At 70.1% G+C, this 13,581-nt stretch carries 18 protein-coding genes; 9 read left to right on the forward strand and 9 right to left on the reverse strand.

Annotated elements, in window-relative coordinates:
- Positions 1 to 138: 138 nt before the first annotated feature.
- Entirely contained in the window at positions 139 to 750 is a 612-nt protein-coding gene (locus tag BJY17_RS09325) for a GyrI-like domain-containing protein (protein ID WP_179551101.1), read from the forward strand.
- A 119-nt stretch (positions 751 to 869) separates the two neighbouring features.
- On the opposite strand, the gene BJY17_RS09330 is transcribed toward BJY17_RS09325, so the two are convergent.
- The 3 genes from BJY17_RS09330 to BJY17_RS09340 form a co-directional block, all read right to left on the reverse strand.
- Entirely contained in the window at positions 870 to 1,310 is a 441-nt protein-coding gene (locus BJY17_RS09330) for a VOC family protein (protein WP_179551102.1), read from the reverse strand.
- 100 nt (positions 1,311 to 1,410) lie between these two features.
- The gene (locus BJY17_RS09335) at positions 1,411 to 1,884 is read right to left on the reverse strand and encodes an SRPBCC family protein (RefSeq protein WP_179551103.1); all 474 of its coding nucleotides are present in this window, start codon (positions 1,882 to 1,884) and stop codon (positions 1,411 to 1,413) included.
- A 2-nt stretch (positions 1,885 to 1,886) separates the two neighbouring features.
- Positions 1,887 to 2,324 (reverse strand): ArsR/SmtB family transcription factor, encoded by a 438-nt coding sequence (locus tag BJY17_RS09340; RefSeq protein ID WP_179551104.1) that lies wholly within the window; start codon positions 2,322 to 2,324, stop codon positions 1,887 to 1,889.
- A 190-nt stretch (positions 2,325 to 2,514) separates the two neighbouring features.
- On the opposite strand from BJY17_RS09340, the gene BJY17_RS09345 reads away from it, so the two are divergent.
- A complete protein-coding gene (locus tag BJY17_RS09345; RefSeq protein WP_179551105.1) occupies positions 2,515 to 2,937 on the forward strand; it encodes a VOC family protein in 423 nt (140 codons plus the stop codon).
- 93 nt (positions 2,938 to 3,030) lie between these two features.
- Here the strand turns inward: BJY17_RS09345 and BJY17_RS09350 are convergent, their stop codons facing one another.
- A complete protein-coding gene (locus BJY17_RS09350) occupies positions 3,031 to 3,489 on the reverse strand; it encodes a MarR family winged helix-turn-helix transcriptional regulator (RefSeq protein WP_179551106.1) in 459 nt (152 codons plus the stop codon).
- Positions 3,490 to 3,609: 120 nt separating this feature from the next.
- On the opposite strand from BJY17_RS09350, the gene BJY17_RS09355 reads away from it, so the two are divergent.
- From BJY17_RS09355 to BJY17_RS09365, 3 genes are read left to right on the forward strand one after another with little or no spacing between them, the layout of a single operon-like run.
- Positions 3,610 to 4,821, forward strand: a complete 1,212-nt coding sequence (locus BJY17_RS09355) for an MFS transporter (protein WP_179551107.1) — start codon at positions 3,610 to 3,612, stop codon at positions 4,819 to 4,821.
- Positions 4,822 to 4,856: 35 nt separating this feature from the next.
- Positions 4,857 to 5,696 (forward strand): aldo/keto reductase, encoded by an 840-nt coding sequence (locus BJY17_RS09360; RefSeq protein WP_179551108.1) that lies wholly within the window; start codon positions 4,857 to 4,859, stop codon positions 5,694 to 5,696.
- Between the two features lie 40 nt (positions 5,697 to 5,736).
- Complete coding sequence (locus BJY17_RS09365) at positions 5,737 to 6,438, forward strand: type 1 glutamine amidotransferase domain-containing protein (RefSeq protein WP_179551109.1); 702 nt, start codon at positions 5,737 to 5,739, stop codon at positions 6,436 to 6,438.
- 96 nt (positions 6,439 to 6,534) lie between these two features.
- Here the strand turns inward: BJY17_RS09365 and BJY17_RS09370 are convergent, their stop codons facing one another.
- The 3 genes from BJY17_RS09370 to BJY17_RS09380 form a co-directional block, all read right to left on the reverse strand.
- A complete protein-coding gene (locus BJY17_RS09370) occupies positions 6,535 to 6,879 on the reverse strand; it encodes a TFIIB-type zinc ribbon-containing protein (RefSeq protein ID WP_179551110.1) in 345 nt (114 codons plus the stop codon).
- A 248-nt stretch (positions 6,880 to 7,127) separates the two neighbouring features.
- Positions 7,128 to 7,334: a cold-shock protein gene (locus BJY17_RS09375; RefSeq protein WP_022893778.1), complete on the reverse strand. Its 207-nt coding sequence runs from the start codon at positions 7,332 to 7,334 to the stop codon at positions 7,128 to 7,130.
- Between the two features lie 436 nt (positions 7,335 to 7,770).
- Positions 7,771 to 7,974: a cold-shock protein gene (locus tag BJY17_RS09380; RefSeq protein ID WP_022893782.1), complete on the reverse strand. Its 204-nt coding sequence runs from the start codon at positions 7,972 to 7,974 to the stop codon at positions 7,771 to 7,773.
- A gap of 363 nt (positions 7,975 to 8,337) precedes the next feature.
- Here BJY17_RS09380 and BJY17_RS09385 point away from each other — a divergent pair, with 363 nt between their 5' ends.
- The 3 genes from BJY17_RS09385 to BJY17_RS18935 are packed head-to-tail and all read left to right on the forward strand — an operon-like array spanning position 8,338 to position 10,610.
- On the forward strand, positions 8,338 to 8,886 hold the full coding sequence (locus BJY17_RS09385) for a VanZ family protein (protein WP_179551111.1): 549 nt from the start codon (positions 8,338 to 8,340) through the stop codon (positions 8,884 to 8,886).
- Positions 8,887 to 8,935: 49 nt separating this feature from the next.
- The gene (locus tag BJY17_RS18930; protein ID WP_322789794.1) at positions 8,936 to 9,763 is read left to right on the forward strand and encodes a sulfite exporter TauE/SafE family protein; all 828 of its coding nucleotides are present in this window, start codon (positions 8,936 to 8,938) and stop codon (positions 9,761 to 9,763) included.
- Positions 9,753 to 10,610, forward strand: coding sequence for an NINE protein (locus BJY17_RS18935; protein WP_179551112.1), 858 nt, complete (start codon positions 9,753 to 9,755; stop codon positions 10,608 to 10,610). The genes BJY17_RS18930 and BJY17_RS18935 overlap by 11 nt, the downstream gene beginning before the upstream one ends.
- 6 nt (positions 10,611 to 10,616) lie before the next feature.
- Here BJY17_RS18935 and BJY17_RS09400 read toward each other — a convergent pair whose 3' ends face one another.
- Both BJY17_RS09400 and BJY17_RS09405 read right to left on the reverse strand, forming a co-directional pair.
- Complete coding sequence (locus BJY17_RS09400; RefSeq protein WP_179551113.1) at positions 10,617 to 11,852, reverse strand: RNA polymerase sigma factor; 1,236 nt, start codon at positions 11,850 to 11,852, stop codon at positions 10,617 to 10,619.
- Between the two features lie 6 nt (positions 11,853 to 11,858).
- The gene (locus tag BJY17_RS09405) at positions 11,859 to 12,233 is read right to left on the reverse strand and encodes a YciI family protein (protein ID WP_179551114.1); all 375 of its coding nucleotides are present in this window, start codon (positions 12,231 to 12,233) and stop codon (positions 11,859 to 11,861) included.
- 180 nt (positions 12,234 to 12,413) lie between these two features.
- Between BJY17_RS09405 and BJY17_RS09410 the strand changes: the two genes are divergently transcribed.
- Positions 12,414 to 13,535 (forward strand): carboxylate-amine ligase, encoded by a 1,122-nt coding sequence (locus BJY17_RS09410; RefSeq protein WP_179551115.1) that lies wholly within the window; start codon positions 12,414 to 12,416, stop codon positions 13,533 to 13,535.
- Positions 13,536 to 13,581 lie beyond the last annotated feature (46 nt).

Raw genomic sequence — 13,581 nt, forward strand, 5'->3', positions numbered from 1 at the left:
CGGGGGAAGATCGCCGGCACGCCCGCCGAGGCGGAATGTCGCGGACGGTCCGTCTCCGATGGTGTCATGCGCGCGCGGAGGCCGCACGTGCGCCGGCGCCTCCGGCTCCATGTCGGTGGTGCGCGCGACGCTGTGTGCATGGCCGACAAGTACGACGTGAAGCGCGAACTCGCCTGCTACACCGCCCCACGAGGCCGATTCGAGCTCATCGAGGTGCCCGAGCTCGCGTACTGCATGGTCGACGGGCACGGCGACCCCAACCGCGCTCCCGAGTACGCGGCCGCGGTCGAGGCGCTCTACGCCGTGTCGTACGCCGCCAAGTTCCAGAGCAAGCGCGAGCTCGACCGCGACTACGTCGTCGGACCGCTCGAGGGGCTCTGGAGCGCCGACGATCCGGCGACGTTCATCACCCGCGAGAAGTCGGCCTGGTCGTGGACCATGATGATCTGGCAGCCCGACTGGCTCACCCCCGAGATCGTCGCCGAGGCGATCTCGAAGGCTGCGGCGAAGGCATCCGCCGCGGGTCTCGTGCGCTTCGAACGACTCGCAGAGGGCCGCTCGGTGCAGACGCTCCACCTCGGCTCGTACGACGACGAGGGCCCGACGCTCGCGCGTCTGCACGACGAGTTCATGCCCGAGCAGGGCCTGCGGTTCAACGGTCGGCATCACGAGGTGTACCTCGGCGACCCCCGGCGCACGGTTCCCGAGAAGCTCAAGACCATCCTCAGACAGCCGGTTGCGCCGGCCTGACCCGCAGGACGCTGCGGGCTCCTGATCGCGCGTGCGCGTCAGGTGTGCGGATGCCGCGGGGCGCCGCCCTCGAAGGAGGGCCGCCCCGCGGCATCCGGTCGACCAGTGCGGTCGCCCGCTCAGGCCTCCTGCTCGGCGCCGAAGCGCTGGCGGGCGTCGAGCGGGATGAGCGGCTTCTCGCCGCGTGCCTTGATCTGCTGCACGGCCCAGGTGTTGCCGTCGGGGTCGGCGAAGCCGAAGAAGGTGCCGCCGTCGCGTTCGTCGAAGACGGTGATCTCGCTCGCCTCGACGCCGCGCGAGAGCAGCTCATCGCGAGCGGCTGCCGCGTCGGCGACGACGAGCTGCACGCCGTGCAGCGAGCCGGGTGCCATCTCGTTCTGCGACGGCAGCGAGCCGATCACGATCGAGCAGCCCGAGCCGCGGGGCGTCAGCTGCGCGATGTGCATGTGCTCGTTGCGGGTGTCGTGGTCGAGGGCGAAGCCGAGCTGGTCGCGGTAGAACGCGATCGATCGGTCGAGGTCGCTCACCGGCACGATGACGACTTCCAGTGTCCAGTCCATGAGGTGCTCCGTTCAGTGCGGTGATCGCAGACGACTGAGGGCGCCGCGTGGCGAGCGGGGGCGCGCCCCGGGGCATCCGGTCGGTCGACGCTGCGCTCGGTCAGGCGGCGAGCACCCCGTCGAGGCGCGCGTAGCCCTCGGTGAGGCCCTGCTCCATATTGCTCTGGATCATGCCGTCGCGGGCTTCGAGGCTCGGGTAGGTGGAGTGGATGCGGAGCAGCGTGCGCCCGCCGCCGAGGTCTTCGAACGACATCGACTCGACGGCGACGACGTCGGGGAAGCCTTCGTACTCGAAGGTCTGCACCGCGAACTCGTTGTCGCGCACCGAGTGGAAGGTGCCGTTGAAGGCGTACTCCTCGCCCTCGGGGTCGACGTGCAGGTAGCGGTAGCCGCCCTGTGGCACGAAGTCCCAGCGCTCGACGCGCATCTCGTAGCCGTTGGGGCCGAGCCAGCGCTTGACGAGCTCGGGGTCGCGGTGCGCGTTGAAGACGGCGGCGACGGGTGCGTCGAACTCTCGCTCGATCTCGACGAAGGGCAGGCCTTCGGGGGCGGTGATGGTGACGGGGTTCGTCATGATCAGGTCTCTTCTCTGGCGTGCCCGGCTGGAGCGCCGGGCTCGGCGGAGTCGGTCGGTTGCGCGATCGGCGCAGCCGGGTCGACGGATGCCCCGGCGTCCGGGCCGGGGGCTTCGGCGAGCAGCGCATCCAACGTGCGGAACTGCTGCTCGTGGATCAGCCGGTAGCGGTCGATCCACGCGGTGAGGGCTTCGAGCTGGGCCGCGTCGAGGTGCACGGGACGGCGTTGCGCGTCACGAGTTCTCGTGACGAGCCCCGCGTGCTCGAGCACCTGGATGTGCTTCGAGACGGCCTGCTTGGTGATCGCGAACGGCTCGGCGAGCTCGTTGACCGTGGCCGGCCCTCGGCTCAGGCGGGCGATGATGCCACGGCGCACCGGGTCGGCCAGCGCCATGAAGGCGCGGTCGAGGCGGTCGTCTGCGCTCGGGTCGAAGATCATCAGCCTGTTTCCAACTCATTCATTGATCAACCATTTGGTTGATTACAAGGTACGACGATCGGATGGTGCTGTCAAGACCCGATCGAACGTCCGCGCCCGCGGTGGAGGCGTCCACTGCGGGGGTTGCCATGGGCCGCGCGAGCGACGAGTATCGGCTCGACAGCCACGTCGAGATCGAAAGGGTCGCACCATGGTCACGCTCAACCCGTACCTCAACTTCCCCGGCAACGCGAAGGAGGCACTGGAGTTCTATCACTCGGTGTTCGGCGGCGAACTCACGACGAGCACCTTCGCCGAGTTCGGCCAGGCCGACGATCCCGCCGACGCCGACAAGATCATGCACGGCCAGCTCGAGGGCGACGGCGGCATCGTGCTGATGGGTGCCGACACGCCGAGCTCGATGGGCGACCCCGGCACCGGCGGGCCGATCTCGATCTCGCTCTCGGGCGGGCGCGACGACGACGCCGTGCTCCGCGGCCACTGGGACAAGCTGCTCGCGAGCGGTTCGGAGATCGTGCCGCTCGAGGTGGCACCTTGGGGCGACGCGTTCGGCATGTGCGCCGACCGCTACGGGGTCACCTGGCTCGTGAACATCTCGGCGAACGCGAGCTGATCCGGTAGGTCCGAGCGAGCCGCGAACGACTGCTGCGGCAACTGCGGCGGCTGCGGCGGCTGCGGCGGCTGCGGCGGCTGCGGCGGCTGCGGCTCAGCCTGCAGCGACCGGCAGCGCCACTCCGTGCAACGCCTCGACGACCGGAGCGAGCTCGGGCTGTTCGCCCGCTTCGGCGAGCACCCGCTCGAGCGTCTCGTCGTGGATCGGACGCGCCCGCTCGTAGAGCGCGCGGCCTGCAGCGGTGAGCTCGGTGTAGATGCCGCGCCGGTCGTCGGCGCAGAGGATGCGCGTGAGCAGCGCCCGGTCTTCGAGCCGGTTCACGAGCCGCGTCGTCGCGCTCGGGCTGAGCGCCGCCGCGCGCGCGAGCTGCTGCATGCGCATGTGCCAGCCGTCTTGCCGGCTGAGCGCATCGAGCACCGTGTACTCGACGACCGAGAGGTCGACGGATGCCGCGAGCGCGCGCTCGAGCTCGGCTTCGATGAGTCCGTGCAGTGCGGCGAGCGTGCGCCATCCCTGCGCGCGCACCTCGACGGCGTCGTCGGCGATGCCCATGTCTCCTCCTCGGTCTATTTAGTTGCTTGCGCTTTCTAATTGCGCGTGCAAGTATTAATCCCTGCCGTGCAATAGAGCGCGTCTGCAACTATTCGTACGAGTGTAACAGGAGAACCACGTATGCCCCTCGGACTCATCGCCCTCGCCATCGGGGGCTTCGGCATCGGGCTCACCGAGTTCGTGATCATGGGCCTGCTCCCCGAGGTCGCCGCAGACTTCGGCGTCACCGAGGCCACAGCCGGTTGGCTCATCTCCGGCTACGCGCTCGCGGTGGTCGTCGGCGCCCTCGGCCTGACCGCCGCCACGACGCGCCTCCCCCGCAAGCCGGTGCTCACGGGCCTGCTCGTGCTCTTCATCGCCGGCAACGCCATCTCTGCGATGGCCCCGAGCTACGAGCTCATGATGACCGGCCGCATCATCGCGGCGCTCTGCCACGGCGCCTTCTTCGGCATCGGCTCGGTCGTCGCCGCCGGCCTCGTCGCGCCCGAGAAGGCCGCCGGTGCCATCGCGATCATGTTCACCGGCCTCACCGCGGCCAACGTGCTCGGGGTGCCGTTCGGCACGTTCCTGGGCCAGGAGTTCGGCTGGCGCTCGACCTTCTGGGCGATCTCGGCGATCGGCGTGGTCGCGCTCGTCGGCATCGCGACCCTCGTGCCGAGCCTCCGAACGGACGGCCCGGCGCCGAGCCTTCGCCGCGAGCTCACCGCGTTCCGCTCCGGCCAGGTGTGGCTCTCGCTCGCCGTGACGGTGCTCGGCTTCGGCGGCATGTTCGGCGCCTTCACCTACATCGCCTACACGCTCACCGAGGTGAGCGGTTTCGCCTCGAGCGCCGTGCCGTGGCTGCTCGTGCTCTTCGGCGGCGGCCTCGTCGTCGGCAACTGGATCGGCGGACGCCTCGCCGACCGCTCGATCGACGGCACCCTGCTCGGCTTCATCTCCGCACTGCTGGTCGTGCTCGCCCTCTTCGCCTGGCTCGCCCCGAACCCGGTCGCCACGATCCTGCTCCTGACGGCCATGGGCGGCTTCGGGTTCGGCACGGTGCCCGCCCTGCAGAGCCGCGTGATGCGGTACGCCGACGGCGCCCCGACCCTCGCCTCCGGGGCGAACATCGCCGCCTTCAACCTCGGCAACGCGCTCGGGGCCTGGACCGGTGGCCTCACGATCGCGGCCGGCCTCGGCTACACCTCGCCGATCTGGGTCGGCGCGGTCATCACCGCCGCCGCCCTCGCCGTCATGATCGTCGCCGCCGTCACCGCGCGACGACTCCCCCGAGCGGATGCCTCGGGCCTCACCCGCCTCGACACGTCCTCCACCGCGGCATCCGCCGTCTGACCCTCGACCACCCTCCACCATCTGAAAGCGAGACCATGACCGACCTCACCACCGTGCCCGCCGTCACCCTCAACAACGGCGTACGCATGCCCCAGCTCGGCTTCGGCGTCTACCAGGTGCCCGACGACGAGACGACCGCCGCAGTCACGGCCGCCCTCGACGCCGGCTACCGCAGCATCGACACCGCCGCGATCTACGGCAACGAGTCGGGCGTCGGCCGCGCCATCGCCGCTTCGAGCGTGCCCCGCGACGAGCTCTTCATCACGACCAAGGTCTGGAACGCCGACCAGGGCTACGACTCGACGCTGCGCGCGTTCGACGACAGTCTCGCCAAGCTCGGGCTCGAGCGGCTCGACCTCTCGCTGATCCACTGGCCGACGCCGGATCGCGGGCTCTACCTCGACACCTGGCGCGCCCTGGAACGGCTCCACTCCGAGGGGCGCGTGCGCGCGATCGGCGTCTCGAACTTCGAGCCCGAACACCTCGAACGACTCGTCGGCGCGACGACGGTCGTTCCGGCGGTCAACCAGGTCGAACTGCATCCCGCACTGCAGAATCGCGCCACGATCGCGGCGAACGAGCGGCACGGCATCGTCACCGAGGCGTGGAGCCCGCTCGCGCAGGGCGCCGTGCTCGGCGAGGCATCCGTCATCGACATCGCAGCACGCCACGACGCGACGCCCGCGCAGGTCGTGCTGCGCTGGCACCTGCAGCAGGGCCGCGTCGTGATCCCGAAGTCGGTCACGCCGAGTCGCATCGCCGAGAACCTCGACGTGTTCGGCTTCGAGCTGACCGCCGACGAGTTGACCGCGATCGACGCGCTCGAGCGCGACGGCCGCACGGGCCCGCACCCCGCGGACTTCAACGTCGCCTGAGCCGAGCCTCCCGGCATCAATCAACGAAAGGAAATCACGAATGAGCAACATCCTCATGATCGTCACCGGCGCGAACTCGCTCACGATGAAGGACGGCTCGCAGCATCCGACCGGATTCTGGGCCGAAGAGCTCGTGACCGCGCACCGCGACCTCGTGGCAGCCGGACACTCCATCGTCATCGCGACGCCGGGTGGAGTCACCCCGACCGTCGACCGCGGAAGCCTCGACCCGTCGCAGGCCGGCGGCGATGCGCAGGCCCGCGAACTCGCCGAGTACCTCGACTCGATCGCCGGCGACCTCTCGGCAGCCGTTCCCGTCGCCGACGTCGATGCCGGCGACTACGACGCGATCGTGCTGCCAGGCGGCCATGGGCCGATGGCCGACCTCGCCTTCGACGCGAACGTCGGCCGGTTGCTCATCGCGGCGGACGCGGGCGGCGCGATCATCGCACCGTTCTGCCACGGCCCCGCCGCGCTGCTCTCGGCGAAGCTCGCCGACGGCACGAACGCGTTCGCCGGCCGCACCCTCACGGTCTTCACCGACGAGGAGGAGCGCACCGGCGGCACCGGCGAGAACACACCGTGGTGGGTCGAGTCGGCTCTTCGCGACGCCGGGGCCGTCATCGACTCGGCCGCCTCGTGGAGCGATCACGTGGTCGTCGACGGCAATCTGGTCACCGGTCAGAACCCGCAGTCGAGCGCCTCGGTCGCGCGCCGGGTCATCAACGCCCTGGCGAGGTAGCAGCCACGAAGCTCGGGAGGAGGACACGCGATCGGGAGGAACGCTGCGCGAGCAGACGTCCTCCCGATCGTGCGATCCTCCCGAACGGCGGATCGATCAGTCGAAGAGCTCGGAGAGCCAGCTCTCCTTCTTCTTCTTGCGGTAGTTGCCCTGGTCGCCCTGGCCGCGGTTGTCATAGCCACGGTTGTCGTACCCGCGGTTGTCGTAGGGCTGCTGCTGGTACGAGGGCTGGCCGTAGGCCGGCGGCTGCGGCTGCGCCGGAGGCGCGGGCGCGGCCGGAGCGCTCGCGGCGGGCGCGGCGAACTCGCGGGCGGCACGCTCGACGATCTTGTCGAGCTCGCCCCGGTCGAGCCACACACCTCGACAGGTGGGGCAGTAGTCGATCTCGATGCCGCTGCGCTCGCTCATCACGAGCACGGTTCCGTCACTGGGGCACTGCATTGGGGGCTCCTTCTTCGGGGCCGACCGGGATCGATCGGAGTGGGTTCGACATCTCCGACCCTAGGGAACGAAGCTTTGAAGACACCCGGATGCCGCGGCGGCCGTGACCGGGTCGACCGCGCCGGAAATGCACAGAGCGGATGCCGCGGCGCCTGCCTCACGAAGAGGCGGCTGCTGCGACATCCGCTCGTGGATCAGGTGCCGACGCGCTCAGCGCACCGGCACCCGATCGAAAGGGATGCGAGAACTTACGAAATGACCGTGATGTTCTCAGCCTGCAGGCCCTTGGGGCCGCGGGCGGTCTCGAATTCGACCTTCTGGTTCTCCTCGAGCGAGCGGTAGCCGCCCGATGCGATCGCGCTGAAGTGCGCGAAGACGTCGGCCGAGCCGTCGTCAGGAGCGATGAAGCCGAAGCCCTTGTCGGCGTTGAACCACTTGACGGTTCCGGTAGCCATATTCTTTTCCTTCTGTAAAGCCGAGCCGCCGAAGCGGCTGCGACGTGCACGACCTCAGGTCGTGCAGGGTTCCGACGGCGACGTCCGCCGCCGGAAGTTCGTGGTGCGAGCAAGTCGCACGGAGTCGGCAGCCTGGCATGCGGCCGTGGTGGCCAGCGTGCGAGACGCCGCGATGAGAGAGTTGCGGGAGGAATCAGTGCGGGGCTTCGTCGCCTGCATCGCACCGAGTGCTTCGGCGTGAAAGATGTTGCTTCGTCCCGACTGTCGTCGACTTCCCAGTCGTGTCATGTGGGGAGAGAACCCCACTGCAGATGACTCGACTCTAGTCGCTTCTCATGTGCAAGCGCTGGGAAACTCTCGAAACCCGCTTTCGCGGGTATGACGAACGCCCCCGCAGCCTGCGCTGCGGGGGCGTTCACGTGGTGCTTGCCGAGGCCTAGAGGCCGCGGATGTTCTCGGCCTGCAGACCCTTCGGGCCCTGTGCGACCTCGAATTCGACCTTCTGGCCCTCTTCGAGCGAACGGTAGCCGTTGCCCGAGATGGCGCTGAAGTGCGCGAAGACGTCGGCCGAGCCGTCGTCGGGAGCGATGAAGCCGAAGCCCTTTTCGGCGTTGAACCACTTGACGGTTCCGGTTGCCATACTGCTGTCCTTCTGTCCTATGGGCTGCTGGTGCGGCCCGATGCGATCGACGGTCGATCGCTGCCCCGCGCGGCGGGTTGCCGACGGAGCGGGGGCGAGGGGCGGGAGTGCGCTCAGGCATCCGCCGTCTCGTATCGGGTCATGCCACGCGGATCGGTCCGCCTCCGGGCAATCAGGTGGAGGCACGGGCAGGCGCCCGCTTGATGGAGGAATCAGTGAACATACCCTATCGGGTGACGTTCAGCTTCACACGCTACGCGACCGAATCGTGACCTGGGAAGACCTTCGACCGAATTCGTGGCGATCGACGCGAATTCGGCAGGGTGCCAGCGCACTTGCAGCGAATGGGTGGAGAATCGGGGCATGAACCGCCGCCCCCTCGGTCTCGTCGCTGCTGCGTACGCAGCCGTCGTACTGTGGGCGACCATCGGTCCGGCCCCGTGGCGCACGGCGGGCAACCAGGTCGACGGCGGCATCCTGAATCCCGAGGCGTGGACGGCTCCCGTCACCTGGACGACCGGGTACATCGCCGAGATCGCCTTCAACGTGGCGATCTTCGTGCCCGTCGGCGTGCTGGCCGCGCTGCTGACCCCGCGTCGCCGGTGGCCCCTCGCCATGCTCGCGGGGTTCGGCTTCACCGTCTTCATCGAACTCGTGCAGGTGCCCGAACCCACTCGCATCTCCGATCCGCGCGACCTCGTGATGAACACGACGGGCGCCGTGCTCGGCGTGCTGATCGTCGTCTTCGCCCGGGGCGTGCGACAGGCTGGTCTCGTCGCGGCGGCGCTGGTCGAGCAGGTCGCCGTCTCGCCGGCGGATGCCTCGGTGCACGCCGCCCCCGTCGACGTGACCGTCGCGGACTCCGAGCCGGTCGGCGCCCTCGCGGCAGCGCACGTCGACCGGGCCGCGTAGCCGCACGACATGCCCCGCTCTCGACCCGGTGCGCCAGTACAGTAGGCGGGTGACTTCAGCCGACTCCTCCTCCGCCGAGACCGCTCGACGTGCCGGATGGGCGCGCCTCGCCGTCATCGGCGCGGTCGGCGGACTGCTCTCGGGCGCGTTCGGCGTCGGCGGCGGCATCCTCATGGTGCCGTTGTTCGTGACCTTCGCCGGCATGGATCAGCGCCGCGCCTCAGCCACCTCGCTCGCGGCGATCGTGCCGACGGCGATCGTCGGCTCCATCACCTACTTCCTGAACGGCGAGGTCGACGTCATCCTCGCCCTGTTCGTGGCCGCAGGCGGCATCATCGGCTCGTGGATCGGCGCACGGCTGCTGCGCCGACTTCCCCTCGGCTGGCTGCGCTGGATGTTCATCGCACTCCTCGTCGCCGTCGCCGTGCGCATGCTGCTCTTCGTGCCCGAGCGCGTCGCGGCGAACCTCGAGCTCGACGCGCTGACGATCATCGGCATGGTGACGCTCGGACTCGTGGTCGGCGTGGCATCCGGCCTCTTCGGCATCGGCGGGGGCCTCGTCATGGTGCCCGCGTTCATGCTCTTCTTCGGCATGGGCGACCTCGCCGCCAAGGGCACCTCGCTCGCCGTGATGATCCCCACTGCGATCAGCGGCACCGTCACCAACGCCCGCGGCGGCGTGGTCGATCTGCGGGCGGGCATCATCGCCGGCATCGCGGCGACCGCGGCGTCGTTCGGCGGGGTCGCCCTCGCGCACCTGATGTCGCCCGAGGTGTCGACATGGCTGTTCGCGACCCTCGTCGTGATCGCCGCGGTGCAGCTCTCGGTGCGCGCCGTTCGACTGCAGAAGAAGGAGAGGAGCGAACGTGTCGCTTGAAGCCGGCTGGTACGACGACGAATCGGATGCCGCGCTGCTGCGCTACTGGGACGGCACCGCCTGGACTCCGCACACGGCCGCGCGGCCCGCCGATGCGGCGCCCAACCCGCTGCCCGCAGCTGCGGCCGCGACGCCCGCGCCGGCTGCGCCGCCCGCGCCGACCGTCCCTCCGACGGCGGCGACGCCGGCCCCGGCGGGCCCTCCGATCCCCGCGTTCGGCGGTGCCCCCGCAGCCCCCGCGTTCGACGACCTCGACGAGTCGACCACGGCGCGGCCCGCACGTGCGGCCGCTCCCCTGCCGTCGGCCGTCGGAGCCGCGATGACTCAGCCGGCTCCCCCGGCACCTCCCGCATCCCCGGCGCCTCCGCTCGCCGCGCCGGCGCCCTTCCCGGCTCCGCCCGCCGCTTCGGAGTTCCCGTCGTACACACTGCCCGCCCCTCCGGGCTACTCGCTCGAGGAGCAGACGACGGCGCCGCTGCCGCCCGCATACGGCACAGCCGTGCCCGTCGCCCCGCAGTTCTCCTACGAGCCCTACCGCACCACCGGGCGCACCTTCATCGCGACGTGGTTGTTCGCGATGCTGCTCGGGTTCTGGGGCGCCGACCGCTTCTACCTCGGCAAGTTCGGCACGGCGATCGCGAAGCTCCTGACGCTCGGCGGGTTCGGCGTCTGGGTGCTCGTCGACCTCGTGCTCGTGCTCACCGGTTCGCAGCGCGACCGCGACGGGCGCGCGCTCGACGGATACGACGAGCACAAGCGCATCGCGTGGATCGTGACGGGCGGGCTCGTCGGGCTCTGGGTGCTCACGGGCATCGCGTCGGTCGTCGCCAACCTGCTCGCGCGCTGACGGGCCTCACGCCATCCCGGCGCGCAGCCGTTCGGCCTTCACCGCGAGATAGCGCTGCTCGGGGCCGTTCAGCGTGCGGCGCGCGGCTTCTGCGAACGCGAGCGACGCGGCATCCGTCGCCCCCGACAGTTCGAGCAGGTGACCGCGCACCGCCCACGTGCGATGATGCTCGGCGAGCGCGCCGCCGGCCTCCGATTCGGATGCATCGAGCGCCGCGAGCCCCGCCTGCGGGCCCTCGACCATGGCGAGCGCGACGATGCGGCCGAGCGAGACCATCGGCCCAGGTGCGAGCCGCCCGAGCAGGTCGTAGAGGCCGAGGATCTCGATCCAGTCGGTCTCCTCGGTGGAGGGCGCCTCGTCGTGCACGGCGGCGATCGCGGCCTGCAGTTGGTAGGGGCCGATCGGGGCTCGGTCGAGCACCTCGGTCACGAGCGCGACGCCCTCGTCGATCATGGCCCGGTCCCAGCGTGAGCGATCCTGTTCGTCGAGCGGCACGAGGGCACCCGCCGCGTCGGCCCGCGCGGCCCGGCGGGCGTCGGTGAGGAGCATCAGGGCGAGGAGTCCGGTCGTCTCGCCCGATGCGTCGCTGTCGGCCGCCCGCAACTGCCGGGCGAGCCGAATGGCCTCGGCCGAGAGGTCGACGCGCGCGAGTTCGTCGCCCGAGCTCGCGGTGTGCCCCTCGGTGAAGACCAGGTAGAGCACCTGGCGGAGCGCCGCGAGCCGGCTGTCGAGTTCGGTTGCCCGTGGCATCCGGAAGCCCTCGCCGCTGGCCCTGATGCGCGCCTTCGCGCGTGAGATGCGCTGCGCGACCGTGGGCTCGGGCAGCAGCAGTGCGCGACTGATCTCCGCGGTCGTGAGGCCGCCGACGGCTCGCAGCGTGAGGGCGAGCTGCGCCGGCCGGCCGAGTGCCGGATGGCAGCAGAGCAGGAAGAGGGTGAGGGTGTCGTCGACCGCGGGCACGACCGACGGCTCGGGTTCGAGCTCGACGGCGCGGGACTCGCGGCGGCGGCGCGCGGCATCCGATCGCACCTCGTCGATGTAGCGCCGTGACGCGACGCGCACGAGCCAGGCACGCGGGCTGTCGGGCACTCCGCTCGACGGCCACTGTCCGGCAGCGGCGATGAGGGCCTCCTGCATGGCGTCTTCGCACGCGGCGAAGTCGCCGTAGCGCCGCACGAGCACTGCGAGCGCCGACGGTGCGGCGGCTCGCAGCGCCCGAACGGCGTCGGCCTCGTCAGGCATCGGGCGTCACACGTCGGAGCCCGCCGCCATCTCGAGCACCGGACGTACCTCGACGAGTCCGAACTGCGCCTCGGGGAAGCGCCCGGCGATCTCGACCGCGCGCGCCTCGCTCTCGCAGTCGACGAGGTAGAAGCCGGCGAGCAGCTCCTTCGTCTCGGCGAACGGGCCGTCGCTTGCGACCGTGCCGGCGTCGCCGCTCGTGACGCGCTTGGCGAGGGAGATGTCGGCGAGCGCCTCGCTCGCCACGAACTCGCCGCTCGCCGCGAGTTCCTCGCTGATGCGCTGGTAGTAGTCGTAGCCCTCGGCCTGCTGCTCGGGGGTGAAGGTGTTCCACACGGCGCGCGACTCGGGGTTGCTGTAGATCTGGATCAGGTACTTCATCGGAATCGCTCCTTCGATCTGGGGAGGCTGAACCGCGCTCCCACCAGTATGTCGAGGCTGTGTGACGGATTTCGACAGCTTGTTCCCTCCATCCGGAAGGGGGGTTGACACCGCTCTCACGATTGAGGAGAGTTCGAGCACTGCATGGAGCTCAGTGGTCGCAATCGGGAGGGGACTGCGATGACGGCGGTAACGACCTTCGGCATCGAGGAGGAGTTCGTCTTCCTCGACCCCGTGACGATGAAGCCGGTGGATGTCGCAGCCGGTGCGTTCGAGACGCTCTCGGCCCGCCCCGCTTGGGCGCCGATCACCCATCGTGAGTTCCTCGCCTCGCAGGTCGAGCACGCCTCCACGGTGTTCACCTCGAGTGCGGCGGCGCTCGCCTCGCTCGTCGGCTTCCGGCACGAACTCGCGGAGGAGGCCCGGCGGCTCGGCGTCGTCGTCGCGAGCGTGGGAGCACCCCCCGATGCGCACGGGTTCCCGACGGTCACCGACCTGCCGCGGTATCTCAGGATCGTCGATGAGATGGGCGGCGTCATCGCCGACCACCAGATCCAAGGGCTGCACGTGCACGTCGGCGTGGTCGATCACGACGCCGGGGTGCGCGCGCTCAACGTCACGCGCAACTGGCTGCCCCTCTTCTCGGCGTTGACCGGCAACTCGCCGATCTGGCGGGGCCACGACACGGGCTTCGACAGCTGGCGCAACGTCTCCCAGCGACGCTGGACCACGACCGGCTGCCCGCCCCTGTTCCGTGACGGCGCCGACTACGACCGTCGTCTGGAACGACTCATCGGCATCGGCGGCATGCAGGACCAGGCGATCATCATGTGGAACGCGAGGCTCTCGTCGCACGTGCCGACGATCGAGGTTCGTGTGGCGGACGCACAGCTCGAGGCGTGGTCGTCGGTGCTGCTCACCGCGCTCTTCCGTGCCCTCGTCAGCTGCGTGCTCGATGACTCGCTCGGCCGCTCGGCGTCGGTGCAGCCCACTCCCGAGGCGGCACCCGACCCGGAACTCCTCAACGCCTCGCTCATGCATTCCGCGCACTTCGGTCTGAGCGGCGAAGTGCTCGACCCGGTGCTCATCGAGCTTCGGCCGGCCGCGGAGACGCTGGATCGCTGCATCCGGGTGCTGCAGCCCGCGCTCGAGGCGGCGGGAGACCTCGAACTCGCTCGCGACGGTGTCGCACGGCTCCTGCGCGACGGCACCGGAGCCGCACGGCAGCGCGCGGCATTCACTGCCGACGGCATGCCGGGTCTGCGCGAGTTGTACGAGTCGACGTTCTCAGCATCCCCCTGACAACCCCTCGGTTGTCCGTGGGCTCGCCGATACCGACGCGCCCGCG

Source organism: Agromyces hippuratus (assembly GCF_013410355.1).
Lineage (GTDB): Bacteria > Actinomycetota > Actinomycetes > Actinomycetales > Microbacteriaceae > Agromyces > Agromyces hippuratus.

Excerpts from the sequence above, each read along its gene's own strand:
- BJY17_RS09365 (WP_179551109.1), top strand. The coding sequence starts at position 5,737 with ATGAGCAACATCCTCATGATCGTCACCGGCGCGAACTCGCTCACGATG.
- BJY17_RS09370 (WP_179551110.1), bottom strand. The coding sequence starts at position 6,879 with ATGCAGTGCCCCAGTGACGGAACCGTGCTCGTGATGAGCGAGCGCAGC.
- BJY17_RS09350 (WP_179551106.1), bottom strand. The coding sequence starts at position 3,489 with ATGGGCATCGCCGACGACGCCGTCGAGGTGCGCGCGCAGGGATGGCGC.
- BJY17_RS09355 (WP_179551107.1), top strand. The coding sequence starts at position 3,610 with ATGCCCCTCGGACTCATCGCCCTCGCCATCGGGGGCTTCGGCATCGGG.
- BJY17_RS09360 (WP_179551108.1), top strand. The coding sequence starts at position 4,857 with ATGACCGACCTCACCACCGTGCCCGCCGTCACCCTCAACAACGGCGTA.
- BJY17_RS09405 (WP_179551114.1), bottom strand. The coding sequence starts at position 12,233 with ATGAAGTACCTGATCCAGATCTACAGCAACCCCGAGTCGCGCGCCGTG.
- BJY17_RS09410 (WP_179551115.1), top strand. The coding sequence starts at position 12,414 with ATGACGGCGGTAACGACCTTCGGCATCGAGGAGGAGTTCGTCTTCCTC.
- BJY17_RS09375 (WP_022893778.1), bottom strand. The coding sequence starts at position 7,334 with ATGGCTACCGGAACCGTCAAGTGGTTCAACGCCGACAAGGGCTTCGGC.
- BJY17_RS09340 (WP_179551104.1), bottom strand. The coding sequence starts at position 2,324 with ATGATCTTCGACCCGAGCGCAGACGACCGCCTCGACCGCGCCTTCATG.
- BJY17_RS09380 (WP_022893782.1), bottom strand. The coding sequence starts at position 7,974 with ATGGCAACCGGAACCGTCAAGTGGTTCAACGCCGAAAAGGGCTTCGGC.
- BJY17_RS09330 (WP_179551102.1), bottom strand. The coding sequence starts at position 1,310 with ATGGACTGGACACTGGAAGTCGTCATCGTGCCGGTGAGCGACCTCGAC.
- BJY17_RS09385 (WP_179551111.1), top strand. The coding sequence starts at position 8,338 with ATGAACCGCCGCCCCCTCGGTCTCGTCGCTGCTGCGTACGCAGCCGTC.
- BJY17_RS09400 (WP_179551113.1), bottom strand. The coding sequence starts at position 11,852 with ATGCCTGACGAGGCCGACGCCGTTCGGGCGCTGCGAGCCGCCGCACCG.
- BJY17_RS09345 (WP_179551105.1), top strand. The coding sequence starts at position 2,515 with ATGGTCACGCTCAACCCGTACCTCAACTTCCCCGGCAACGCGAAGGAG.
- BJY17_RS09335 (WP_179551103.1), bottom strand. The coding sequence starts at position 1,884 with ATGACGAACCCCGTCACCATCACCGCCCCCGAAGGCCTGCCCTTCGTC.
- BJY17_RS09325 (WP_179551101.1), top strand. The coding sequence starts at position 139 with ATGGCCGACAAGTACGACGTGAAGCGCGAACTCGCCTGCTACACCGCC.